This window comes from Streptomyces sp. NPDC014006 (assembly GCF_043088925.1).
Classification (GTDB): domain Bacteria; phylum Actinomycetota; class Actinomycetes; order Streptomycetales; family Streptomycetaceae; genus Streptomyces.
Map to the genome: position 1 here is coordinate 1 of NZ_JBICAJ010000010.1, position 21,242 is coordinate 21,242.

A 21,242-nucleotide genomic window follows, 5' to 3' on the forward strand; every position below is an offset into this window, starting at 1 on the left:
GCCTGGCGCCGCAAGGCCCCGGTGGAATCCCTGATGCCGCTGCGCCTCGCCCGCTACGGCGTACCGCTGTCGGAGACCGCCCCGGCAGGCCTCGCTGCGGCCGGGATCGGCGCAGGGGCCGGCCGCGCCGAAGCCGAGGGCCCGGCGCCCGCCGTCCCCGTGGCCCAGGCGGTACGCCGCGTCCGCCGGGGCGCGGCCGACCTCCGGATCGCGATGCCCGAGCCGCCGGCCGACGCCGGCCCGGTCGACGAGCCCGCGCAGCCCGAGTCGCCGCTGCGTCCGCGGGAGACGCCGGAAGCGGCAGCGGACCGGTTCGCGGACGCCTACCGGGCCTTCGTCGACCAGTTCCGGGTCGCACCGACCACCGCACAGTGGGCCTTCTGGCTGCACGACCGGTACGGCACGTCCACCACGTCGGGCAGCCCGTTCCCGGAGGCGTCCCTGGGCCCGCTGCTGCAGGTCCTGCGCCGACGCCACGGGGCTTCCCCCGAGGACACGGCGCCCGGTACCCCAGCGGCCACGGCGCCCGCCGGACACCATCTCGCCTACGCCGAGGCCCGGCGGTAGTCCTCCACCACGGCGGGGGAGCGACCCGGCCGGACCGGCCGGCCTTTCCCGCAGTCGCTCACAGAGGGACCCTGGTGACGGGCGGAGAGGCGCGCCCTGCGCCCGAGCCGAGCGCCGAGCGGGCCGAGGCAGGCCTGCCCTGCGCGCACGCACCGGATGACCAGGGAGGTGAGGGCCGTGATCAGGTCGGTCGTGGCCGGCGTGGACGATTCACGGGAGGGCAGCGCGGCGGCGGACTGGGCGGCCCGGGAGGCCCTGCGGCGAGACATGCCGCTCCGCCTCGTGTGCGCCTGGGAAAGGGGCCTGCCGGAGGGCGGCACCGAGACCGCCGTGCCCGGACTGCGGGCTCCGCAACAGCACGCCCGCCAGGTCCTGCACACCGTGCTGGCGCAGCTGGGCCGGCGGTATCCGGGACTGGCCGTCTCCGCCGAGCAGGTCGCCGGGCCGCCCGTTCCCGCACTGCTCGCCGAGGCTCAGGGCGCCGATCTCCTCGTCATCGGCAGCCAGGGAAGCAGCGGGCTGAGCGGGTTCGTCTCCGGGGCGGTCGCCATGGCCGCCGCGGCCCGTATGGAGCGGCCGATCGTGCTGGTCCGGTCCGACGAGACCGCGGAGACCGAGCATCTGCGCGACGCCGACGGGCAGCCGTCGGTCCGCACCCCGTTCCGCGACGTCGCCGTCGCCGTCGACGTCGAGGGGTCCTACGACGAAGTGCTGGACTTCGCCTTCCGCGCCGCCGAGCTGCGCCGGGCGCCGCTGCGGGCGGTGCACGCCTGGCACGTGCCGTACTCCCCGGGCCTCGCGGCCACCGAGCAACGCGCCCGTGTCAGGGCGGTCGCCGAAGAGGAACTGACGCGGCTGCTCGCGCCCTGGCGGACGAAGTATCCGGCGGTGGCCGTCCGGGAGAACCTCCACGAAGGGCGGCCGGCCCATGTGCTCGTCCGGGCCGCGGGCGGAGCGGGACTGGTCGTCGCTGGCATCCGCAGGAGCCGCACCCCCGGCCCCCCGCGCACCGGGCCGGTCACGCACGCGCTGATCCACCACGTGCGGTGCCCCGTCGCGCTGGTCCCGCACGCCTGAGCGCCGCCGCGGCCTGCGCCGAACCCCCGGCGCGTGGCTCCCCGGACGAGCGCCGCCGCTCTCGGCCACGGTCCGCGCGTCACAGGCGGGCCGCGTGATCGGGGACGTAGGTCTGCAAGTCGCGTGGCGGGCGCTCGTACCCGGTGGACGGTGGCCGCTGGGGCAGTTCGACCGAGGGCTCCGGCACGCCGTGGTACGGCACCGAGTCGAGCAGGTGGGCGATCATGTTCAGCCGGGCCCGCCGCTTGTCGTCGCTCTCGACGACGTACCAGGGCGCCTCCGGGATGTCGGTGTGCACCATCATGTCGTCCTTGGCCCGTGAGTACGCCTCCCAGTGCGTGATGGACTCCAGATCCATCGGGGAGAGCTTCCACCGGCGCAGCGGGTCCTCCAGCCGCTTGCGGAACCGCTCCTGCTGCTCGGTGTCGCTCACCGAGAACCAGTACTTGCGCAGCAGGATGCCGTCCTCCACCAGCATCCGCTCGAAGATGGGGCACTGGTGCAGGAAGCGCTGGTGCTCCTCCTTGGTGCAGAAGCCCATCACATGCTCCACACCGGCGCGGTTGTACCAGGACCGGTCGAACAGGACGATCTCCCCGGCGGCGGGCAGCTGCGCCACGTACCGCTGGAAGTACCACTGGGTGCGCTCGCGTTCGGTCGGCGTCGGCAGGGCCGCGATGCGGGCGACGCGCGGGTTGAGATGCTCGGTGACCCGTTTGATGGTGCCGCCCTTGCCGGCCGCGTCCCGGCCCTCGAAGACGACCACCAGCCGGGCGCCCTGCGCCCGCACCCACTCCTGCAGCCGCACCAACTCCGTCTGCAAACGGAGCAGTTCCTGCTCGTAGACCTTGCGCGGCACCTTCGCCGTCTGCCCGCCGGCCATGTCGCCCGCCTTCCTGGCCCCTGCCCGGGACCCGCTGCCGTGGACGCTCGCAGTGTAGGCACCCGGGCCGCGCCGGCGCCCGCCGGAGGCCATCGGAACCTCGGGTCGGCGACCCGCCTGTGGGGGCGCGGCCGGTGGTGCGCGCCGCGGGCGGCGGCGATGGCAGGATCGGCCGGATGAGCAAGGATCAAGAGGATCGGCCCGTCGCCCTGGTCACCGGGTCCACGTCGGGGATCGGGGAGGCCGTCGCGCGCAGGCTGGCGGCGGACGGCATGCGGGTCGTGGTGCACTCACGGCGCAGCACACGGGCGGGGGAGGAGCTGGCGGCCGGGCTCGGCGGGACGTATCTGCGCGCCGACCTGGCCGTGGAGCACGAGGCCCGGGGCCTGGTGGAGGCGGCCCTCGACCGGTACGGGCGGCTGGACGTGCTGGTGAACAACGCCGGCATCAGCCGGCCCGTCCCGCACCACGACCTGGCCGCGGCCGCCCCGGAGGAATGGCGGGAGGTGCTCGAGGTCAATCTGATCGCACCGTGGGTGCTGTGCACCGCGGCGCTTCCGGCGCTGCGGGCGTCACCGGGCGGCGGCAGCATCGTGAACATCACCAGCCACGCCGGAGTGCGCCCCAAGGGCTCGTCGGTGCCGTACGCGGCGAGCAAGGCCGCGCTGAACCACGTGACCCGGCTGCTCGCGGCCGCGCTCGCCCCCGGCGTGCGGGTCAACGCGGTGGCGCCGGGCCTGGTGGACACACCGATGACGAAGGACTGGGCCGACGCCCACGCACTCTGGCGGGACCGCGCGCCCATGGGGCGGCCGGCCCGGCCCGCCGACGTGGCCGACCTGGTGGCATCGGTGATCGCCCACAGCTATCTCACCGGCGAGGTCATCGTGCTCGACGGCGGCCTGAACCTGACCTGACGGGAGAAGACAAGAGGCAAGTGGGCCTTGACAGTTGGAAGTCGTCAAGGCGTACTTGCCCCATGCCTCTGGTCGAGGACTACGGCGAGAACTGCCGGACGCACGGCAGTTCGTGGACCGGCGTCGGCGCGGAGTCGGCCGGTGTCACGCCGGGGACGGTCCACGAGGCGGTCGGCGCCCGGCTGCGCAGGGGAGCCTCCCAGGCCGCCGCACAGATCGCGCGGACGCCGTACTCCCGCAAGACGATGGCCACCGCCGAAGCGCGCGCCGGGCAGGCCACGCTCCGCGACGAGTCCGAGGAGGTGACGCGATGACGGCACCCGACGGAGCCGGTGCGGCCGATGCCGAGCAGGTCAACGCCGAAATGTGGCACGCCTACGGGGCGCACCACCTCGGTCGGGCCATGCCACTGCCCGAGGTGGACGGCATCGACTGGGGCCCGTCGGGGACCGGGCCGGGGGACGGTGTTCTCGGTGACCTCACCGGCCTGCGCATGCTCGACCTCGGCTGCGGTCCGGGCCGGCACGCCGCCCACCTCGCCCGCACCCACCGCGCCGCCGTGGACGCCGTCGACGTCTCACCGACCCAGATCGACCGCGCGCGGGCGCGCTACGGCGACCTGCCGGGCCTGCGGTTGATCCAGGCCGACGCCGTCGCGCATCTGCGCGCATCGGCACCGTACGACGTGATCTACTCCCTGTCCGCCGTCCACTTCATCGACCCGCACCGACTGCTGCCCGCCCTGTCCGCGGCCCTCAAGCCCGGTGGGCGGCTGTACTTCACCGTGCTGCACACCAACTCGTCCGGACACGGCCCCTCTTCGGAGGTGACACCGCGCCCGGAGATCCTGCGCCTGGCCGGCGGCGGTGAACTGACCGTACACATGTGGGTGCTCACCCCGGAGCTGTGGACGGAGCTGCTCGCACACCACGGGCTGCGCGTCGAGGAGGTCACCGCGCTGGACGCGCCCGAGGACGGCAACCAGGCCTCCTACCGGCTCCTCCAGGTCCGCAGGCCCGCTCGGATCACGTCCCGTCCCCGTACGGCCCAGCCGCCCGTCGCGCACGCGGCGGCCGGGGTCGGCGCCGTGCTGGTGGGACCGCGCGGTCTGCTGCTGGGCCGCCACCGGCGGGGGACCGTCGAGCTGCCCGGCGGCACGGTGGAGCCGGGCGAGTCGCTGGAGGAGACGGTCGTGCGCGAACTGGCCGAGGAGACCGGCCTGCACGCGGACCCGGCCGACGTCCGCCTGCTGGGCATGCTCCTGGACCGGGTCGGCGGCGTCGTCCGCATCACGTTCGGCGCGCTCGTCACGCGGTGGCGCGGCGAGCCCGCCGACCAGCCGGGCGAGCGCGTCGGTGACTGGGGCTGGTGGCCGCTGGACGCGCTGCCACCGAGCCTGTTCGAGTGCAGCGCCCAGATCCTCACCGCCTGGCGCCCTGACCTGCCCATCGACCATCCGCCCGCCCGCTTCACGCCCTTCGCCCAGCCGCACGGCGGCGAGCCGCACCGCCCCGGTCCGGACGCCCTCGGTCAGGCCGGGAAGTAGTCGCTCAGCACGCAGCCGTCGACGAGCGCCTTCTCCGTGCGGTGGCCGCTCGGCGGCGAGAAGTCCGGATCGCAGGTCAGGAAGGCGAGTCCGGACGGTGACAGGGCCTCGATCTGGTCGTCGCCGACGGGTACGACCGCGTAGTTCCTGCCGATGGCGAACAGGTCGTTGTTCTTCTTGGCCGCGGTCTGGAACTTCCGCATGTCCGACACCAGCAGCAGGGCGATGGGATGCCGGAAGTCCTTGCAGACCGCGCGCTCCTTGATGCCCCAGGAGGGGTCCGCCGCCTCCTGCGTACCCCAGGCGGTGTCCTCGGCGCCGTGGCCGGCGTCGTACTCCGCGCCCGGCACCACGTCCTTGCAGGAGGTGAACAGGTCGATGTAGCGGGAGAGGGTGTCCATGTCCGAGGCCTCGGGCAGATCACCGCCGAAGCCCTGCTCGGTCGCACCCCCGCCGTCCGCCCCGGCCGGGCCGGCCGAGGACGACCCGGGCACGGCCCGCTCGGCGCCCGAAGCGGCGGAGGTGCCGCCGCCGCACCCCGCCGTCGCCGCGAGCGCCATCAGGGAGGCGGCGGCCGCGAGTGCTCGCTTGACGTGCATGATGTCCGTTCTTTGTCGGAGACATGATCGTCAGGACCCTAGCCGAACGAACGGCCCGCCTCCCACGCCCGCCGATCTCCGCGCCGGCCGTGATCCGCCCGGTGTCGACAGCGGCGCTCCCCTGCGGCTATTTTTCTTACATGTATAAAAAAACGCGAGGGCAGCCGGGAGTGGTGCTGGCAGCCGTGGCCGTCGCCCAGTTCGCCGTCGCCCTGGACCTGTCGGTGGTCAACGTCGCCCTGCCCGCGATCCGCACCGCGCTGGGGTTCGCACCACTCGACCTGGCGTGGGTCGTGCACGTCTACGCGCTCACGCTCGGCGGATTTCTGCTGCTGGGTGGCCGCGCATGCGACCTGTACGGCCGGCGCCGGCTCTTTTTGGCGGGCCTGGCCGTCTTCGGGCTGTGCTCACTGGCGGGCGGGCTGGCCCAGGCGCCCTGGCAGCTGATCGCCGCCCGCGCCGGTCAGGGCTTGGGAGCCGCCGCTGCCACCCCGGCCACGCTGGCGATGCTCACCACCACGTTCCCCGAGGGGCCGCGGCGCGTACGCGCGCTCGGGGTGTGGAGCGGGGTGAACGCCGCAGGAGGAGCACTGGGCGTGCTGGCGGGTGGTCTGCTGACCCAGTACGCGGGCTGGCGCGGGGTGATGCTGATCAATCTGCCCATCGTGGCGACGGCACTCGCGCTGGTTCTCGCAGGCGTGCCCGTCGACGCACGTCCCGCCCGGCGCGAGAGGCTGGATGTGCTCGGTGCCGTCCTGGCCACGGGTGGAACCGGGCTGCTGGTGATCGGTGTCGTGCGCACCGACACCCAAGGGTGGGGCTCACCGGCCACGTGGGCCATGCTCGTCGCCGCGGCCACGCTCCTGGCCGCTTTCGTTCACGCCGAATCCCGTGCTGCCGCACCGCTGTTGCGCCTCGGCCTGCTGCGCAGCCGCTGGGTCGCCGGCGCCAACGTGCTGGTCTTCTTCTCCACGGCCGGGCAGTTCGCGGCCTTCTACTTCGTGTCCCTGTACATGCAGCAGGTTCTGGGCATGGGTGCCGCAGCAACCGGTGCCGCGTTCTTGCCCTTCTCCGTGAGCCTGGTCGCGGGCAGCGTCGTCGCGACCCGGGTCACCACGGCACGAACCCCCCGTGCGTCCCTGGTCCCCGGCGCCCTGCTGGCCGCCGCGGGTCTGGCATGGTTCGCCTGCATCAGCCCCGACGGCCGCTTCCTCACGGACGTGCTCGGCCCCTGCGTCATCACCGGAGTCGGCGTCGGACTGGTCATCGCCCCGATCGTCGCCGCCGCGACCACCGGCGTCGCCCCCCATGAGGCCGGTATGGCCTCCGGCCTCATGAACAGTTCCCGCCAGCTCGGCGGCTGCGTCGGCCTGGCCGCCCTGGCCACCATCGCCGCGCACCGGACCGGCACGGCCACCGGCCCCGCCGCGCTCAACGCCGGCTACGCCCTGGGCCTGGCCATCGCCGCCGCGCTTTTCCTGCTCGCGGCGGTCGTGGCCATCGGCGTACTGCCACGCCGCCAGGCCGGGACACCTGCCCCGCAACCCGCCCCCACCACGGAGAACCGACTGGAAGGAACGCCGTCATGACGCCTTCCCGGGCGTCGGCCGGCGGGGTACGTGCTCCCAGGCGTCCGAGCCAGGGCTCCGTGCCCGCAGGGGAGTTCACCTGGCGGACGGCAACCGCCCCCGCGCGGCGCGTGGTCAGCGGTGGGCCGTCGCGGTGAGGCGGCGGAGCGCGGCCTGGGCCGGTGGTCCCCAGGTGGGCTTGCCGCCGGGGCGCCCGCGCACACCCGCCTCGCCGATGAGGACGCCGCCCAGGGCGCGCATCACGGCCCAGCCGCGGGCACGGCGCAGGGTCGCCGTGTCCGGGGCCGGGCGGTAGGCGTCGTAGCAGAGGTCCACGGCGCCGTCCGGCAGCAGGATCCACGCCGCCGCGAGATCGCAGGCCGGATCGCCCGCGCAGAGATCACCGAAGTCGATGACACCGCAGAAAGTGCCGTCCGCGGTAAGGACGTTGGCCGGATGCAGGTCGCCGTGGAGCCACAGGGCCGGGCCCGTCCAGACGGGTGCGGCAAGGGCGTCCTCCCAGACGGCGCGGACCGCGTCCGGGTCGGGCAGCAGCCCCAGTTCGGTGGCCGAGGCCAGACCCTCGGTGACCTGCTCGGCCAGGTCGGCCAGCGGTCCACCGCGGTGATGGCCGGCCGGTGCCCCGGCGGGGGCCGGCCGGTGCAGCGCCGTCAGGAAGCCGGCCAAGGTGCGGGCCGCCTCCGCGGCACGGGTGGCGGGGGCGAGGTCGGCGGGCGTGCCCGGCACCCAGGTGGTGACGATCCAGTGCCGGGGGAAGCGCTCGGAGGGCTCGCCGAGCCGCTGCGGGACCGGGACCGGCAGCGGAAGGTGCGGCGCCAGGGCGGGCAGCCAGGCGTGCTCCTTGCGCAGCAGCACATCCGCTCTCGGCGTCGCCCAGGGCATCCGCACGGCGAGGTCGTCGCCGAGCCGCCACAGCTGGTTGTCCCAGCCGCGCGCGCCCAGCCGCACGGGGTGTTCGGCGAGGTCGGGGTGCTGGTCGCGCAGCAGACTGCGTACCAAGTCCGCCGTGATCTCCGGCATGAGGTGCGTCATGCGGGCCCACCCTAGGGCGTGGAGGTGACGAGGACCCGGCACGGTAGCGTGGTGATCATGGTGGACTGGGTGCTGCGCCCGGCGTCGACGGCGGACATCGACGCGGCGGCGGAACTGCGTGCGGCGGCGATGAGGCCGGATCTGGAGCGCCTCGGGCGGTACGACGAGCACCGGGTGCGGCAACGACTGCGCGACCGGTTCGAGCCTGCGCACACCTGGGTCATCGAGGTGGGCGGCGCCATGGCCGGCTGCGTGGCGCTGCGGCCGGCCGAGGACGCCCACTGGCTGGAGCACTTCTTCCTCGCCCCGGATCTGCACGGTCACGGCATGGGCTCCGCCGTGCTGCGACGGTTGCTGGAGCGGACCGACCGCGCGGGCGCCCTCGTCCGGCTGAACGTGCTGCGGGGCAGCGCGGCTAGACGGCTGTACGAGCGGCACGGGTTCACCGTGGAGAGCGAGGACGCCGTGGACGTCTGGATGGTGCGCCGGCCCGCCCAGATCCCGGTCCGCCCCTGACAGGACGTCAGGCGAGCTCGCCCAGGACCTCCCAGGTGCGCAGCCTGTCGTCCGGGCCGCCGAGCTCACTGGCGGTGACGACGACCTCCGTGGCCCCGGCGTCGCGGTAACGGCGTACCGTCTCGGCGAGGTGCTTGTCGTCGCCGATGGCCGCGAGGTCCACGGGGTGCGCGGCGCCGGACTGCTCGATGACCCGGGCGTAGGACGGGATCTGCTGGTAGAAGCCGAGCGCCTCGTGCGCGGTGGCGCGGACCCGGTCGGGGTCGCCGGTGACGACACCCGGCACGAACGCGACGACCCGCGGGCGGGGCCGTCCCGCCTCCTCGGCGGCGCGGGTGAGCGCCGGCACGAGGTGCTGCTCCAGAGCCCGCGGCCCGGCCAGATACGGCAGGATCCCGTCGGCGAGCCGGCCGGCGACGCGCAGCGCCTGCGGCCCCATCGCGGCCACGAGCAGCGGTACGACGGGCTCGGCACCCGGCACGGACGCGGGCAGCGGCGTGCGCGCCGTGATCAGTTCGCCCTCGAAGTCCGCCCGCCCGGTCTCGGTCAACTGCCGCAGCGCGAGCAGGAATTCCCGCAGCCGGCCGACGGGCCGTTCGAAGGGCAGCCCGAAGGCCCCCTCCGTGAACAGTTTCGTGCCGAGGCCCAGGCCGAGGTGGTAGCGCCCGCCGGTGGCGGCCTGCACCGTCTGCGCCTGGCTGGAGACGAGCAGCGGATGCCGGCCGAACACCGGAAGCGCGGAACTGCCGAGGTGGATGTCGGGCACCTCGCGGCCCACCACCGCCGCGAGCGTGGGGGAGTCGTAGCCGAAGGTCTGGCCGAACCAGACGCTCTTGACGCCGGACGCCCGTGCCTCGCGGGCCTGCCGCACCACCTCGTCGACGGTCAGCGCGGCACCGGGCGTGTCGATGGTCACTCCTACAGTCATGACGGCGTCAACTTCCCTTCCCTGCAACGAATTCCGTGACGGTCATGAACTCCGTGTGTCGTCCCGGGCCGCCTCGGGCGTAGGGATGGTGCCGCCGTAACGCAGGCAGATGGATGTCCGCGCCGCGGCGGCCCGGTTCGCGCGACGCGGTCCGCCGTGCCCCAGGCCCCCGGCACGGTCGTACCCGGTGAAGCGCCCATGTCCCGGACCTCGTCCGGTGTGCAGGAGTACTAGGGTCCGTGTCATGACCGAAGACTCCCTGCGCTCCGTCACCGTCGAGCGAACCGGCACCGGGCACTTCACCGCGACGAACGCCCGCGGCGGGACGATCAGCTTCGCCACCGAGGGCGGCGCTTTCACCCCGGTCGAGCTGCTGCTCGCCGCGATCGGCGGCTGCACGGCGGTCGACGTCGATGTCGCCACCACCCGCCACGCCGAGCCGGACCGCTTCGCCGTCACCGTGACGGGTCACAAGGTCAGCGACGAGCAGGGCAACCGCCTGACCGATCTCGCCGTCACGTTCTCCGTCGCCTTCCCGGACTGCGAGGAGGCCGAGCGCGCCCGCGCGATCCTGCCGCGCGCGGTCAAGGCCTCCCACGACCGGCTCTGCACGGTCAGCCGCACGGTCGAGACCGGCACGCCCGTCACCGCGACGATCCAGGAGGCGTGACCGCGGAAAGGGATCCCCGCGACGGCCGATGAGTTTTCCCGCGATCGGCAGTCGAAGAAGACGGCTGGTGCGCACGGCCTCCGCGAACGCGGCGCGCGCACCGCACGCAACCGCTGAGCACACGACCCGAAGGAACGACCATGCGTACCCTGATCAGCACCGCCTTCATCTCGCTCGACGGTGTCGTGGAGGCCCCCGGTGGCGAGTCCGGCTACCGCAACGCCGGCTGGACCTTCAAGGACGTCGAGTTCGTCCCCGAGGCGTACGCCCTCAAGGGCCAGGAGCAGCAGGAGGCCACCGCGATGCTGCTGGGCCGGGTCAGCTACCAGGCGTTCAGCCCGGTGTGGCCGGACATGGCGGACTTCGCCGGCTACAAGGTGATGCCCAAGTACGTCGTCTCCACCACTCTCACCGAGGGCGACCTCGTCACCAACTGGGGTGAGACCACGATCCTGCGCTCGCTCGACGAGGTCGCCGCGCTGAAGGAGACCGAGGGCGGCCCGATCATCGTCCACGGCAGCGCCGAACTGAACCACAGCCTGTCGGACGCCGGCCTGATCGACCGCTACCACCTGCTCGTCTTCCCGCTGCTGCTCGGTGCCGGCAAGCGCCTGTTCAGCGCCACCGACAAGGACGCCCAGAAGCTGAAGCTGGTCGAGCACGAGGCGTACGCCAACGGGCTGCAGAAGCAGATCTTCGACGTCGTCCGCTGACGGGCCGTCGGGTCGGCTGTCATCCTGTGACGTGGGCGGAGTTGTGCCACGTGATCACGTGCGCATAGGTTCCGCCCATGGACATGACACGCAGGGCGATTCTCAAGGGCATGGCCGCGGCGCCGTTCGTCACCGCCGCGGGCAGCGCGCTCTTCCCGGCCGTCGCTCAGGCGGCCACCATCGACGCGAGCCAGTTCGGGCTCACCTACCGGACCGGCAACAGCCACGGCGCCTACGCCGACCTCGTGGCCGGGCTCGCCGCCAAGCTCCCCACCGTCGACGCAACGGCCGTCATCGCCGACACCAACCGCAGCGCCACCCGCCTCACCAGCGCGCCCGGCACCGTGCAGGCGTTCGCGGCCGGCTTCACCTGGGAGAGCGGCGACCAGACCGTCGACTACTGGATCCCCCAGGGCGTCACCACCAGCGCCGACGCCTACGCCGACGGCCTCTACCCGTCGAACGGCTCCAAGCGCGTGGTCGCGGTCTCCTGGTACTTCGAGACCGACCCGGACGGCGACGGCGTCGACGAGTACCCGATCGACAAGGGCGTACGGCTGTCGTTCGTCGACACCACCAACGCCTCCGCACCCACCTACCGTCACGTCCTGCTGGTCGAGCCGGCCAAGACGTCATCCGGGGAGTACACCTTCAACCCCGTCCGCCGGCACGCCGGCGGCATCATGTGGTACGGTGACCTGCTCTACATGGTCGACACCTTCAAGGGGCTGCGGGTCTTCGACCTGACCAAGATGTTCACGGTCGACACCGCCGAGAAGGACGTGTGCGGCCTGCACACCGACGGCAAGTACTACGGCTACTCCTACCAGTACGTCCTGCCGCAGGCAGCCGCCTACGACAACACCGGCAAGTACGTGCGCTACAGCGCGATCGGCCTCGACCGCGCCAGCAGCCCCGACTCCCTCGTGGTGAGCGAGTACTCCGTCTCCGGCAGCGTCGACTACACGGACGGCACCTTCAGCGGCACCGGCGTCGCCACGACCACGCCCAAGGTGGTGCGCTGGAACCTCGACTACACCAACCGGCAGATCTCCTCGCCCACCGCGTCCGAGGCCGTGACCGTCGCCCAGCAGAAGATCCAGGGCGTCGTGTCGCAGAACAGCAACCACTACCTCGCGGCCAGCAACGGCTCCTCCGCGGGATCCCTGCGCACCTTCACCTCCGGCGCCTCCACCGCGAGCGCCGTGTGCAACCTGGCCGTCGGCTGCGAGGACCTCAGCTTCCACAGCAGCGCCACCACCGGCTGGGCCTACAGCGAGTCGGTGATCTGGAACCTCAGCGAGTACGCCGGAAAGCGGTACGTGTACGCCGTCCACGCCGACGGCTCGTAACCACGGTTCCGTCCTGGGGTGGCGCGGCCCGCGCCACCCCGTCGGGGCGTCGTCGCGTCAGTGCACCGCCCGCTTCACCAGCTCGGCGAGACGCGCCTCGTCGGCGGCGCTCAGCCCGGTCAGGGCGTACGACGCCGGCCACATGCTGCCCTCGTCGAGGTGCGCCTGGTCGCTGAAGCCGAACGTCGCGTACCGGGACTTGAACTTCTCCGCGCTCTGGAAGAAACAGACCACCTTGCCGTCCAGGGCGTACGCGGGCATCCCGTACCAGAGCTTCGGCGCGAGCTGTGGCGCGCTCTCCTTGACGACGGCGTGCACCCGCTCGGCCATGACCCGGTCCGACTCCTGCATCTCGGCGATCTTCGCCAGCACCGCGGCCTCGTCCTCGGCGGCCTTCGCGGCCTTGGAGGCGCGGCGCCCGGAGGCCCTGACCTCCTTGGCGCGCTCCTTCATCGCGGCCCGCTCCGCGGCCGTGAACCCCTCCGCCGGCTCGTCGGCGGCCGAGGCGCTCCTCGCGGACTTCTGGGTGTCATTCACTGCGGTTTCCTCCTGGAACATGGATCACGATTGACCTCAGTATGGGGGGAGTTGCCGGCCCGTCCCGGCCGGCGAGCGACGTCATCCCCAGGCGCCGGCGATCTGCCGGGTCGTGGCGTTGAGCCGGTTGAACAGGTTCGTGACGCCGATCATCAGCACGATCGCGGCCAGCTGCTTCTCGTCGAAGTAGGTGGCGGCCGTGTCCCAGATCTCGTCGCTCACCGCGTCGGGACGGTCGGCCAGGCGCGTCGCCGCCTCGGCCAGGGCGAGGGCCGCCCGCTCCTCGTCGGAGAAATACGGCGCCTCCCGCCAGGCCACGACCGTGGCCAGCCGCTCGTCGCTCAGGCCCGCCTTGCGGGCGGTCCTGGCGCCGCCGTCGACGCAGGCGCTGCAGCCGTTGATCTGGCTGACCCGCAGATGCACCAGCTCCAGGATCTGCCCGTCCACACCACCGGTGTGCACGGCCTCGAAGAGCTGCTGGACGGGCTGCATGGCATCGGACAGGACGACGGCGGGGTTCTGCATACGGGGCTGCATCTCGGGCTCCTTCGCCGGTTCGGTACCCCGCTGGCGTCGGGGCGTGACTCCATCACAGCCCGGCCCGTGCGTCGCGACCACGGCGATGGGACACCATGGGACAGCTGAAACAGCCTTGACCAGCGGCTACTTGGCCGGGAAGACTTCTGCGGCCACGGGACGCGAAGGCGGGGGGAACACGGTGGAGGTACGCGAACGGGCGGCGCAGGCCGAACCGCCGGACGAACTGGCGGCACGGCTGCGCCTGCTGCAGGAACTGTCCGGACTCGGCGTGCGGGCCCTCGCCCGCGACACCGGCCTCAGCTCCTCCTCTCTCTCGCGCTACCTCAACGGACAGACCGTGCCGCCCTGGCCCGCCGTGGTCGCGCTGTGCCGTCTCGTCAAGCGCGACCCGCGCCCCCTGCGCCCCCTGTGGGAGCGCACCTCCAACCCGCTGCCGGCGCCCCCGAAGAGCAGCCGCCACGGCCGGCCGCGGCCCCGCAACGACCTGCCGCGCGACGTCCCCGACTTCACCGGACGCCAGGGCCAGCTCACCGCCCTGCTCGACGCGATCGCCACCCACCGCGCGGTCTGCGTCGACGGCATGGCGGGGGTCGGCAAGACCTCCCTCGCGGTGCACGCCGCCCACCGGCTCGCCGCCGACTTCCCCGACGCCCAGCTCTATGTCGACCTGCACGGCTTCACCGAGGGCCGGCCCCCGCTCGACCCCGACTCCGCGCTGCGCATGCTGCTCGGCGCCCTCGACGTCCCCTCCGAGCGCGTCCCGCAGGACGGCCTGGAACAACTCGCCGCCTGCTGGCGGTCCGAACTCGCCCACCGCAGGGTCGTCGTGGTCCTCGACAACGCCGCCGACGCCGAGCAGGTCCGCCCGCTCCTGCCCGGCGCCGGAGACTCCGTCGCGCTGATCACCAGCCGCAACCGGCTCCTCGGCCTGGACGAGGTGCCCCCGCTCTCGCTCGACGTGCTCAGCCCCGAGGAGAGCGCCGAACTGCTCGCCCGCGCCAGCGGCGACGGGGGCGGCCCCGACGGGCGCCTCGCCCGCGACCCCGAGTCGGCCGCCGAAGTGCTGCGGCTGTGCGGCCATCTGCCGCTCGCCCTGCGGCTCGCCGGAGCACGGCTGCGGCACCGGCCGGGCTGGACCGTGGGCATCCTCGTCGAGCGGATGGCCGAGGGTACGAGCGAGTTCGACACCGCGTTCGCCATGTCCGTACGGCAGCTCGACCGCGCGCAGGCCCGCCTGTTCCGCATGCTGGGCCTGCTGCCCGGCGAGTCCTTCGACGAGTACGTGGCGGCCGCGCTGGCCGACGTGCCGCTGGGCACCGCGCAGGGGATGCTCGAGGACCTGCTCGACGCCCACCTCGTCCAGCAGCCGACGGCCGGCCGCTACCGGCTGCACGACCTGGTGCACCAGCACGCGCGCCGCGCCGCCGCCGAACAGGACTCGGCGGCCGAGCGGGAACGGGCCCTCGGCCGCGTGCTCGGGTACTACGTGCACGCGGCGGCCGCCGCCGACGCCGCGATGCCGTTCCTGTCGCCCGGCCGGGCGGCCACCGCCGGCCCGCCCCCGGCCGTGCTGCCCCGGTTCGCGGACAAGAACGCCGCCTTCGCCTGGCTGGTGACGGAGTACGCCAACCTGGTCGCCGTCTTCGAAACGGCGGCCGCCGTCGGCGCCGACGTCCATGTGCGCGAGCTGCCGCGCTTCCTGCGCGCCTACTTCGCCCGCCGCTGCGGCACCATGCACCTCAACTTCCTCTTCGAGCGGTCACTGGCCGCCGCCGAGCGCCTCGGCGACCCGCTGCAACTCGCCGAAGCCCACAGCGACCTGGGCTTCGCGCGCTACAACGCCGGCCGGCTGCCGGAGGCCGCCGACGCCTACGAAACCGCCCGCACCCTGGTGGCCCGGGCCGGCGATCCCCGCACCGAGGCAGAACTCGCCCTGCGTCGCGGCTACTTGAGCTGGGACGCCGGGGATGTCGAGGAACCGGTCGAACTCTTCCGGCGCGCCGGGACGTTGTACGAGCAGGCCGGTTTCCCGACCGGCGCCGCCGACGCCGCCGCGGCGGAGGCCTGGGCGATGCTCCAGCTGGGACACCGCGAGGAGGCCACGCGGCGCGCCCGCGACGTGCTCGCCGTCCCGCACGCCGACCCGGCCTGGCCACCCGCCCTGACCGCTCGCATCACCCTCGGCGTGGCCATCGCCGAGGAAGCGCCCGACGAGGCGGCCGCACACCTGGAGCAGGCGCTCGCGGTGGCCCGCGCCGACGGACATCTGCACAATCAGGCCTGGTGCCTGAACTGCCGGGGTGTCGCGCTGCGGCGTATGGGCCGCTACGAGGAGGCACTGGCCAGCCATCGGGAGGCGTTCGCGCTGCTCGACGAGTTGTTCGAGGAGCACTGGAAGATCCACTTCCTCAACGGTTACGCCGAGACCTGCTGGCGCGCGGGCCTGCCCGAGGAGGCCCTGCGGCTGCACCGGCAGGCCCTGGAACTGGCCCCGCGGCTCGGCAAACGCTACGAGGAGGCGCTGGCCCACGACGGCATCGCGGCTCTGCTCGAGGGGACCGACCCGACAGCGGCCGCGGAACACCGCGCGGCGGGACGGACACTGCTGCGGGAGCTGCGGGCGGGGTGACGGAGGGCGGGCGGCTGCCGTGCCAGAGGTACGGGCCGGCCGGTCAGGCGGCTGTCGTACGGGAGGCGAGGGCGTCGATGAGCTGGTCGCGGCTCATCTTCGAGCGGCCCGGGATGTCCCGGTCGGTGGCCCGCTGGTAGAGCTCGGCCTTGCTCAGCCCGGCCAGCTCGCGCTTCGAGCCCTGGGAGCGGCGGGTGCTCCCGGCCCCGGTGCTGCGGCCGGTGCCCTTCGCGCCAGCGCCGCGGCCGGCGCTCGTCGCGCGCGTGCCGCCGCCGGTGCTCGTCGCGCGCGTGCCGCCGCCGGTGCTCTTGGGGCCGGTGCTCCTGGCGCCCGCGCCGCGGCCACCGCTCCCCGACGCCTTGTCGCGGCCGGACGGCGCCCGGCGGGACCCGCCGGCCCCGCCCTGCCGTTTACGGCCGCTGCCGCTGCCGCTGCCGCTGCCGCTCCCGGACGAGCGGGCGTTGTCCAGGCTGCTCTCCAGCACCTTCATCAGGTCGATGACGTTGGTCGCCGTGGGCGCCTCCTCGGCGAGGGCGACCTCCTCGCCCTGCGCCTTGGCGTGCACCAGCTCCCGTACCTTCTACTGGTACGTGTCGTGATAGCGGCCCGGCTCCCACGGGGAGCTCAGGGCGTCGACGAGCTGCAGCGCGACATCCAGCTCCTTGCCGCGCGCGGCTCGCCCGGACGGCAGTTCCGGCAGCTCCTTGCGGGGGTCGCGCACCTCGTCGGCCCAGTGCAGGGTCTGCAGCACCACGGCCTTGTCCTCGGCCCGCAGCGCGGTCAGATACTCCTTGCCACGCATGACGAAGGTCGCGATGCCGGCCTTGTTCGCCTCGGCGAGCGCGGCGCGCAGCAGCTCGTACACCTTTTGGTACTCCTTGCCGCGCGGGCCGACGTAGTAGGTACGGGCGAAGTACACCGGCTCGATGGCGTCCAGGTCGACGAAGTCACTGATCTCGATCACCTGGTAGCGGCCCGGCGCGATCTCGTCCAGTTCGTCGGGCTCGACGATCACATACTCGCCCTCGGACACCTCGTACCCCTTGACGATGTCGTCGGTGTCGACCTCCTTGCCGGTGCGCTCGTTCACCCGCCGGTTGCGGATGCGGTCCGCTGTCCGCGCTGGAGCTGGTGGAAGTGGACGGTGTGGTCCTCGGTCGCGGAGTACAGGCCGACGGGCACGGTGACCAGCCCGAACGTGATCACACCCGTCCAGATCGCGCGCGCCATGACCGACCCTTCCGTCCCGGACCGCTCCACCGGGTGTCTGTGCCACGGTGGCTTCTGCCGTCCACGCTGACACCGCCGGGCCCGCGGCGCGCGCCGAGTGTGGGCCGTATGTCACGCCGCGGCGGCCGGATCTAAGTCGATGATCTCCAGCTGCGCGTCGGGGCGGCAGTGGATGCAGGCGGGCAGGCCGCCGGCCAGCAGGCGGCGGGCCTCGTCCCGGCCGACCGGGCGGTGGCGCGAGCCGGCCATCCGGCAGTCGCCGGTGTGCACCTGAAGAGGCGGGCGCCCGGTGCCGATGCCGAGCTGGACGATCCAATCCGGCCGCGCGGGCCGGTTGCGCCGGCCGCGTTCCTGTTCGGCCTGGCGCCGCTGGAGCGCCGCGATCTTGCGGTCGATGCGCTCCAGCCACATGGCGTGCCACACCCGCAGGGTGTGCAGGCGGTCGAGGTCGGGCGGCAGGTCATCGAACACAGTTTTGATTCTAGGCCCAAGATCCACCCTTACGCACTCGCGTGTTCGATTTTTCGTTCGATATCGTGGTGGGTGGGAGGTGAGATCCATGAACGCCGACGTTCCCGCACGTCAGACGGCGACGGTCATGCACGTGCGCTGTCCGGACCGGCTGCCGGAGGAGACCTACCGGCAGGTCCTGGAGCAGCTCACGGAGCTGTCGCCGGTCGTGCAGGCCCTGCCGCCGTCCGCGGCCCTGGTCGAACTCAAGGGCGCGCTGCGTTACCACGGCGCCGACCCGCGCCGGCTCGGCGAGATGCTGCGTGTGCGGACCATCTCCCGCCTCGGTGTCGACGTCCGCGTCGGCATCGGACCGTCCATCACCGTCGCCGCCACCGCCTCCGGACAGATCTCCCCACCCGGCGGCGTCCTCGCCGTCGCTGAGGCACAGGTGACCGACTGGCTCGGCCCGCTCCCCGTCGGGGCCCTGCACGGCATCGGCCCCCGCCAGGCGCAGGTGCTGCGCGACTACGGCATCCACTGCGTCGGCCTGCTCGCCGCCGCCCCGCCCGCCACCGTGCAGCGGCTGCTCGGCGGCCGCGCCGGCCGGCTGGCGGCGGACCGCGCCCGCGGCGTCGACCCGCGCCCCGTCGTCCCGCGCGCACTGCCCGCCTCGGCGAGCGTGCGGCACACCTTCCCGCGCGAGGCGCTGGACGGCGCCGACGTCCGCTCCGCCCTCCTGGAACTGGTCATCCGCCTCGGGATGCTGCTGCGCCGCCGGGGCCAGGCCGCCCGCGCCCTGACCCTGCAGCTGTCCTTCGCCGCCGGCGGCAGCTGGGAGAAGACCCGCCGCTTGGCCGAACCCTCCGCGCACGACGACGACCTGCGCGTCCTCGCCTACCAGCTGATGGACGCCGCCGGCCTGCAAAGGGGCCGGCTCACTCGGATCACGCTCAAGGGCGAGGACCTCGTCGACGCCGACCGGGTCGCCCGGCAGCTCAGCCTGGAGACCGGCCGTGAAGCGCGGCTGATGGCCGAGGGCGCGATCGACCGCATCCGCGACCGGTTCGGCCCCGGCGTCATCGGCCCCGCGGCGATCTTCCGCAACGCCTCCTGACCGGCCACGCGGGCCGCTCACCCGGGCGGCCCCCGCCCGGGTCGCACCGGCCGACCGACGTGCCTCAGCGCGCGGCCGGGCTGCTCGTCGGCCTCCCGCCACGCCTGGCACCGGCCGGGGTGATGCTGAGCCGGCGGCAGGGCGTGGCCTCACCTCGCCCGAGGTCCGGAGCTGATGCGCGCCAGGTCCGCGGTCAGCGACTCCAGCCACGACACCGTCGCGTAGTACAGCCGCGGCGCGTCCGGCGGCTCGGCGGCGAACTCCGCGAAGGTCACATCGATCGACGGCACAGGCGCGCTCGGTGTGTCCCCGCCGGGATCCAGCGCCGCCGAGACCAGCAGCATCCGCCCGGCCACGCGCTCCCCGACCCCGGCGAGCGCCTCGGCCGCCACCGGGCCCAGCACGGCGTGCGGCGGCTCCAGCAGGCGCTGCGACCCCCACAAGGTGTGATGGCCGGCCATCAGCGTCGCCTGCCAGTCCACCGCGGCCGGCGCCGCCACGGGGGCCCGGCCCCCGAAGTGCGTCGGCTCGCTCTGGAACTGCGCGTACGCGGACTCCGCGAGGATGACCGAGCGATGCAGCGACCGGTGCCCGGCCGGCACTCCCGACGGAGCGGCCACCGCTGTGCCGTGCGCGGCCGAGGCACTGGTCGCCACGACGATCTCCGCCGCCCTGCGCAACAGCTCCGCGGCCGCGTAGCGCAGCTCGTCATGGGCGCCGCGCGGCCACGCCAGCACCCCGAAGACCGCGCCGATCACGCTGCCGACCAGTACGTCCAGCATCCGCACCTCCGCCAGGTGCCACGTCGGCGGCGCGAGCTGTGCGAAGACCAGCGCCACGAGGACGGTGAACAGGCCCTGCGCCCAGCCGACGCCCCGGACCGGCCCGACGGTGAAGGCGATCAGCATCCACACCGGCAGCAGCACCGCGTAGAAACGGGTGTCCGTCCCGGCCAGCGCCAAGATGCCGGCGGTCACCAGCGCACCGGCCAAGGTGCCCGACAGTGCCAGGCGGACGGTGTGCCAGGTCGCGTCCATGGTCGTCCTGGTGAGCGTGAGCGTCGCCAGCATGGCCCAGAAGCCGTGGGGCAGTGTGTCCACCCCGGCCACGACCCGCGCGGCCGTCAGCGCCAGGGCGATGCGCACCGCGTTCTGGAAGAAGACCGACCGGCGGCCTGCGTGCCCGCGCAGCCGGTGCCCCCACAGCAGCGGCGCCCACGTCGTGGCGTACCAGAAACGGCCCGGCGGCACCGGCAGAGCCGCATGCCGGCCCCGTACGGCCAGATCGGCGGCGACCCCCATGGCCAGCGCCGCGTCGGCGACCTCCAGCACGGCGGCGTGGCCGCGCAGCACCGCCGGAGCGAACCTCAGCACGCCGGTGCCGCGGCACGGCCCGGCGGAGAGGGCCGACAGGCGGGCGCGCGCAGCGACCAGCGCCTCGTACGGCGCCAGGGGCGACGGCCCGGACCGCAGACAGCCGGCGGTCGCCCCGGCCAGCTCCGCCACCGCGCGCAGCACGGCCGTGACCTCCGGGTCGGGCTCGCCGCGGCCGGTGCCCAGCGCCGTCAGACGGCTCAGCAGGGTGCGGGTGGCCAGGCCGGTGTGCGCGAGGGCGCGCGCCCGCCTGCCCGGCCCCGCCGGGCGTTCCGCCTCGGGCACGTGCAGCGGCCGCAGCGCCTGCCCGGCCTCCCACGCCGCCGCCCGGTCCGCGCCGGTCAGGGCGTGCGGCGGTGCGGCGAGGCGCCGAGCGCACTGCGCGGCGGTCCGCGCGGCCCCCGCGGCCCGCTCCTCGTAGGACGGCGGGGCGCGCTCGGCCAGGAGCAGCGCCTCCGCCGCGACGAGCAGGGCGACACCGGCGCTCGTCCCGATCAGACGGTCGCCGAGCGACCCCGGATCGTACGGAGGGAACGACGGCAGGATGTACAGCAGTTGCAGGCCCGGTGCCACCCCCGCCGCGCGCGGCCCGCCCACGGCGGAGAAGGCCAGGGTGAAGCCGACCACCAGCATGCCGGCGGCGGCGCTCCAGGTGCGGACCGACAGAGCGGTGCCGACCACCACCAGGACCCAGCACAGTGGCACGGCCCGCAGCAGTACGGCCGCGCGCTGCCGCCCGGTGCCGGGGATCCGCGACAGCCCGCCCAGCGCGATGGCGGTGAACAGCGCGTAGGTCGCCGCCACGGGGCGGTCCAGGCCGTAGCGGAAGACGTAGAAGCCGGTCGCCGCGACCAGCGACACCCGCACGGCTCGGCGGCCCGGGGCGGCGTAGGCCGCCGGGCTCCACCACCGGGCAACGACACCCCGCACCCCTTCAGCATCACGCACACCACCGGACCCGGCACCCGCCCGCGGCC

General features: G+C 73.8%; 19 protein-coding genes and 2 pseudogenes. 12 read left to right on the plus strand and 9 right to left on the minus strand.

Features of this window, described 5'->3' with window-relative positions; translation table 11 throughout:
* Both ACF1GV_RS29675 and ACF1GV_RS29680 read left to right on the plus strand, forming a co-directional pair.
* Positions 1 to 567: pseudogene (locus ACF1GV_RS29675) on the plus strand (hypothetical protein); the annotation flags it as partial.
* Between the two features lie 177 nt (positions 568 to 744).
* A complete protein-coding gene (locus ACF1GV_RS29680; protein ID WP_391686478.1) occupies positions 745 to 1,644 on the plus strand; it encodes a universal stress protein in 900 nt (299 codons plus the stop codon).
* A gap of 79 nt (positions 1,645 to 1,723) precedes the next feature.
* On the opposite strand, the gene ppk2 is transcribed toward ACF1GV_RS29680, so the two are convergent.
* On the minus strand, positions 1,724 to 2,527 hold the full coding sequence (gene ppk2, locus ACF1GV_RS29685; RefSeq protein ID WP_391686481.1) for a polyphosphate kinase 2: 804 nt from the start codon (positions 2,525 to 2,527) through the stop codon (positions 1,724 to 1,726).
* A gap of 176 nt (positions 2,528 to 2,703) precedes the next feature.
* Between ppk2 and ACF1GV_RS29690 the strand changes: the two genes are divergently transcribed.
* The 3 genes from ACF1GV_RS29690 to ACF1GV_RS29700 all read left to right on the plus strand — a co-directional run bounded on the left by ACF1GV_RS29690 (position 2,704) and on the right by ACF1GV_RS29700 (position 4,990).
* Positions 2,704 to 3,444 carry an SDR family NAD(P)-dependent oxidoreductase gene (locus ACF1GV_RS29690; RefSeq protein ID WP_391686484.1) on the plus strand — a complete coding sequence of 247 codons (741 nt, stop codon included), beginning with the start codon at positions 2,704 to 2,706 and terminating at the stop codon, positions 3,442 to 3,444.
* A gap of 62 nt (positions 3,445 to 3,506) precedes the next feature.
* A complete protein-coding gene (locus ACF1GV_RS29695; RefSeq protein ID WP_391686487.1) occupies positions 3,507 to 3,758 on the plus strand; it encodes a hypothetical protein in 252 nt (83 codons plus the stop codon).
* Positions 3,755 to 4,990: an NUDIX domain-containing protein gene (locus ACF1GV_RS29700; protein WP_391686490.1), complete on the plus strand. Its 1,236-nt coding sequence runs from the start codon at positions 3,755 to 3,757 to the stop codon at positions 4,988 to 4,990. Before ACF1GV_RS29695 ends, ACF1GV_RS29700 begins: the two co-directional genes overlap by 4 nt.
* On the opposite strand, the gene ACF1GV_RS29705 is transcribed toward ACF1GV_RS29700, so the two are convergent.
* Positions 4,975 to 5,589 (minus strand): hypothetical protein, encoded by a 615-nt coding sequence (locus ACF1GV_RS29705; RefSeq protein ID WP_391686493.1) that lies wholly within the window; start codon positions 5,587 to 5,589, stop codon positions 4,975 to 4,977. The genes ACF1GV_RS29700 and ACF1GV_RS29705 overlap by 16 nt on opposite strands.
* Before the next feature lie 140 nt (positions 5,590 to 5,729).
* On the opposite strand from ACF1GV_RS29705, the gene ACF1GV_RS29710 reads away from it, so the two are divergent.
* Positions 5,730 to 7,178 (plus strand): MFS transporter, encoded by a 1,449-nt coding sequence (locus tag ACF1GV_RS29710; protein WP_391686496.1) that lies wholly within the window; start codon positions 5,730 to 5,732, stop codon positions 7,176 to 7,178.
* Between the two features lie 114 nt (positions 7,179 to 7,292).
* On the opposite strand, the gene ACF1GV_RS29715 is transcribed toward ACF1GV_RS29710, so the two are convergent.
* Positions 7,293 to 8,210 carry an aminoglycoside phosphotransferase family protein gene (locus tag ACF1GV_RS29715; protein WP_391686499.1) on the minus strand — a complete coding sequence of 306 codons (918 nt, stop codon included), beginning with the start codon at positions 8,208 to 8,210 and terminating at the stop codon, positions 7,293 to 7,295.
* A gap of 57 nt (positions 8,211 to 8,267) precedes the next feature.
* On the opposite strand from ACF1GV_RS29715, the gene ACF1GV_RS29720 reads away from it, so the two are divergent.
* Positions 8,268 to 8,726, plus strand: coding sequence for a GNAT family N-acetyltransferase (locus tag ACF1GV_RS29720; RefSeq protein WP_391686502.1), 459 nt, complete (start codon positions 8,268 to 8,270; stop codon positions 8,724 to 8,726).
* A gap of 7 nt (positions 8,727 to 8,733) precedes the next feature.
* Here ACF1GV_RS29720 and ACF1GV_RS29725 read toward each other — a convergent pair whose 3' ends face one another.
* Positions 8,734 to 9,654 carry an LLM class F420-dependent oxidoreductase gene (locus ACF1GV_RS29725; RefSeq protein WP_391686505.1) on the minus strand — a complete coding sequence of 307 codons (921 nt, stop codon included), beginning with the start codon at positions 9,652 to 9,654 and terminating at the stop codon, positions 8,734 to 8,736.
* Positions 9,655 to 9,898: 244 nt separating this feature from the next.
* On the opposite strand from ACF1GV_RS29725, the gene ACF1GV_RS29730 reads away from it, so the two are divergent.
* From ACF1GV_RS29730 to ACF1GV_RS29740, 3 genes are all read left to right on the plus strand, one after another.
* Positions 9,899 to 10,324 carry an OsmC family protein gene (locus ACF1GV_RS29730; RefSeq protein ID WP_391686508.1) on the plus strand — a complete coding sequence of 142 codons (426 nt, stop codon included), beginning with the start codon at positions 9,899 to 9,901 and terminating at the stop codon, positions 10,322 to 10,324.
* A gap of 140 nt (positions 10,325 to 10,464) precedes the next feature.
* Positions 10,465 to 11,037, plus strand: coding sequence for a dihydrofolate reductase family protein (locus ACF1GV_RS29735; RefSeq protein WP_391686511.1), 573 nt, complete (start codon positions 10,465 to 10,467; stop codon positions 11,035 to 11,037).
* A gap of 77 nt (positions 11,038 to 11,114) precedes the next feature.
* Positions 11,115 to 12,389, plus strand: a complete 1,275-nt coding sequence (locus tag ACF1GV_RS29740; RefSeq protein WP_391686514.1) for a hypothetical protein — start codon at positions 11,115 to 11,117, stop codon at positions 12,387 to 12,389.
* 57 nt (positions 12,390 to 12,446) lie between these two features.
* Here the strand turns inward: ACF1GV_RS29740 and ACF1GV_RS29745 are convergent, their stop codons facing one another.
* Complete coding sequence (locus tag ACF1GV_RS29745) at positions 12,447 to 12,842, minus strand: DUF1801 domain-containing protein (protein WP_363263204.1); 396 nt, start codon at positions 12,840 to 12,842, stop codon at positions 12,447 to 12,449.
* A 165-nt stretch (positions 12,843 to 13,007) separates the two neighbouring features.
* The gene (locus tag ACF1GV_RS29750; RefSeq protein ID WP_391686517.1) at positions 13,008 to 13,463 is read right to left on the minus strand and encodes a carboxymuconolactone decarboxylase family protein; all 456 of its coding nucleotides are present in this window, start codon (positions 13,461 to 13,463) and stop codon (positions 13,008 to 13,010) included.
* Between the two features lie 181 nt (positions 13,464 to 13,644).
* Between ACF1GV_RS29750 and ACF1GV_RS29755 the strand changes: the two genes are divergently transcribed.
* Positions 13,645 to 16,095: an ATP-binding protein gene (locus tag ACF1GV_RS29755; RefSeq protein ID WP_391686521.1), complete on the plus strand. Its 2,451-nt coding sequence runs from the start codon at positions 13,645 to 13,647 to the stop codon at positions 16,093 to 16,095.
* A 43-nt stretch (positions 16,096 to 16,138) separates the two neighbouring features.
* On the opposite strand, the pseudogene ACF1GV_RS29760 reads toward ACF1GV_RS29755, so the two are convergent.
* Both ACF1GV_RS29760 and ACF1GV_RS29765 read right to left on the minus strand, forming a co-directional pair.
* Positions 16,139 to 17,325: pseudogene (locus tag ACF1GV_RS29760) on the minus strand (Ku protein).
* 111 nt (positions 17,326 to 17,436) lie between these two features.
* Entirely contained in the window at positions 17,437 to 17,796 is a 360-nt protein-coding gene (locus ACF1GV_RS29765) for a DUF6233 domain-containing protein (protein WP_391686524.1), read from the minus strand.
* Positions 17,797 to 17,884: 88 nt separating this feature from the next.
* On the opposite strand from ACF1GV_RS29765, the gene ACF1GV_RS29770 reads away from it, so the two are divergent.
* On the plus strand, positions 17,885 to 18,892 hold the full coding sequence (locus ACF1GV_RS29770; RefSeq protein WP_391686527.1) for a hypothetical protein: 1,008 nt from the start codon (positions 17,885 to 17,887) through the stop codon (positions 18,890 to 18,892).
* Between the two features lie 149 nt (positions 18,893 to 19,041).
* Here ACF1GV_RS29770 and ACF1GV_RS29775 read toward each other — a convergent pair whose 3' ends face one another.
* Positions 19,042 to 21,195 carry an FUSC family protein gene (locus ACF1GV_RS29775; protein WP_391686530.1) on the minus strand — a complete coding sequence of 718 codons (2,154 nt, stop codon included), beginning with the start codon at positions 21,193 to 21,195 and terminating at the stop codon, positions 19,042 to 19,044.
* Positions 21,196 to 21,242: the final 47 nt, after the last annotated feature.

Excerpts from the sequence above, each read along its gene's own strand:
- ppk2 (WP_391686481.1), bottom strand. The coding sequence starts at position 2,527 with ATGGCCGGCGGGCAGACGGCGAAGGTGCCGCGCAAGGTCTACGAGCAG.
- ACF1GV_RS29690 (WP_391686484.1), top strand. The coding sequence starts at position 2,704 with ATGAGCAAGGATCAAGAGGATCGGCCCGTCGCCCTGGTCACCGGGTCC.
- ACF1GV_RS29695 (WP_391686487.1), top strand. The coding sequence starts at position 3,507 with ATGCCTCTGGTCGAGGACTACGGCGAGAACTGCCGGACGCACGGCAGT.
- ACF1GV_RS29700 (WP_391686490.1), top strand. The coding sequence starts at position 3,755 with ATGACGGCACCCGACGGAGCCGGTGCGGCCGATGCCGAGCAGGTCAAC.
- ACF1GV_RS29705 (WP_391686493.1), bottom strand. The coding sequence starts at position 5,589 with ATGCACGTCAAGCGAGCACTCGCGGCCGCCGCCTCCCTGATGGCGCTC.
- ACF1GV_RS29710 (WP_391686496.1), top strand. The coding sequence starts at position 5,730 with ATGTATAAAAAAACGCGAGGGCAGCCGGGAGTGGTGCTGGCAGCCGTG.
- ACF1GV_RS29715 (WP_391686499.1), bottom strand. The coding sequence starts at position 8,210 with ATGACGCACCTCATGCCGGAGATCACGGCGGACTTGGTACGCAGTCTG.
- ACF1GV_RS29720 (WP_391686502.1), top strand. The coding sequence starts at position 8,268 with ATGGTGGACTGGGTGCTGCGCCCGGCGTCGACGGCGGACATCGACGCG.
- ACF1GV_RS29725 (WP_391686505.1), bottom strand. The coding sequence starts at position 9,654 with ATGACTGTAGGAGTGACCATCGACACGCCCGGTGCCGCGCTGACCGTC.
- ACF1GV_RS29730 (WP_391686508.1), top strand. The coding sequence starts at position 9,899 with ATGACCGAAGACTCCCTGCGCTCCGTCACCGTCGAGCGAACCGGCACC.
- ACF1GV_RS29735 (WP_391686511.1), top strand. The coding sequence starts at position 10,465 with ATGCGTACCCTGATCAGCACCGCCTTCATCTCGCTCGACGGTGTCGTG.
- ACF1GV_RS29740 (WP_391686514.1), top strand. The coding sequence starts at position 11,115 with ATGGACATGACACGCAGGGCGATTCTCAAGGGCATGGCCGCGGCGCCG.
- ACF1GV_RS29745 (WP_363263204.1), bottom strand. The coding sequence starts at position 12,842 with ATGAAGGAGCGCGCCAAGGAGGTCAGGGCCTCCGGGCGCCGCGCCTCC.
- ACF1GV_RS29750 (WP_391686517.1), bottom strand. The coding sequence starts at position 13,463 with ATGCAGCCCCGTATGCAGAACCCCGCCGTCGTCCTGTCCGATGCCATG.
- ACF1GV_RS29770 (WP_391686527.1), top strand. The coding sequence starts at position 17,885 with ATGAACGCCGACGTTCCCGCACGTCAGACGGCGACGGTCATGCACGTG.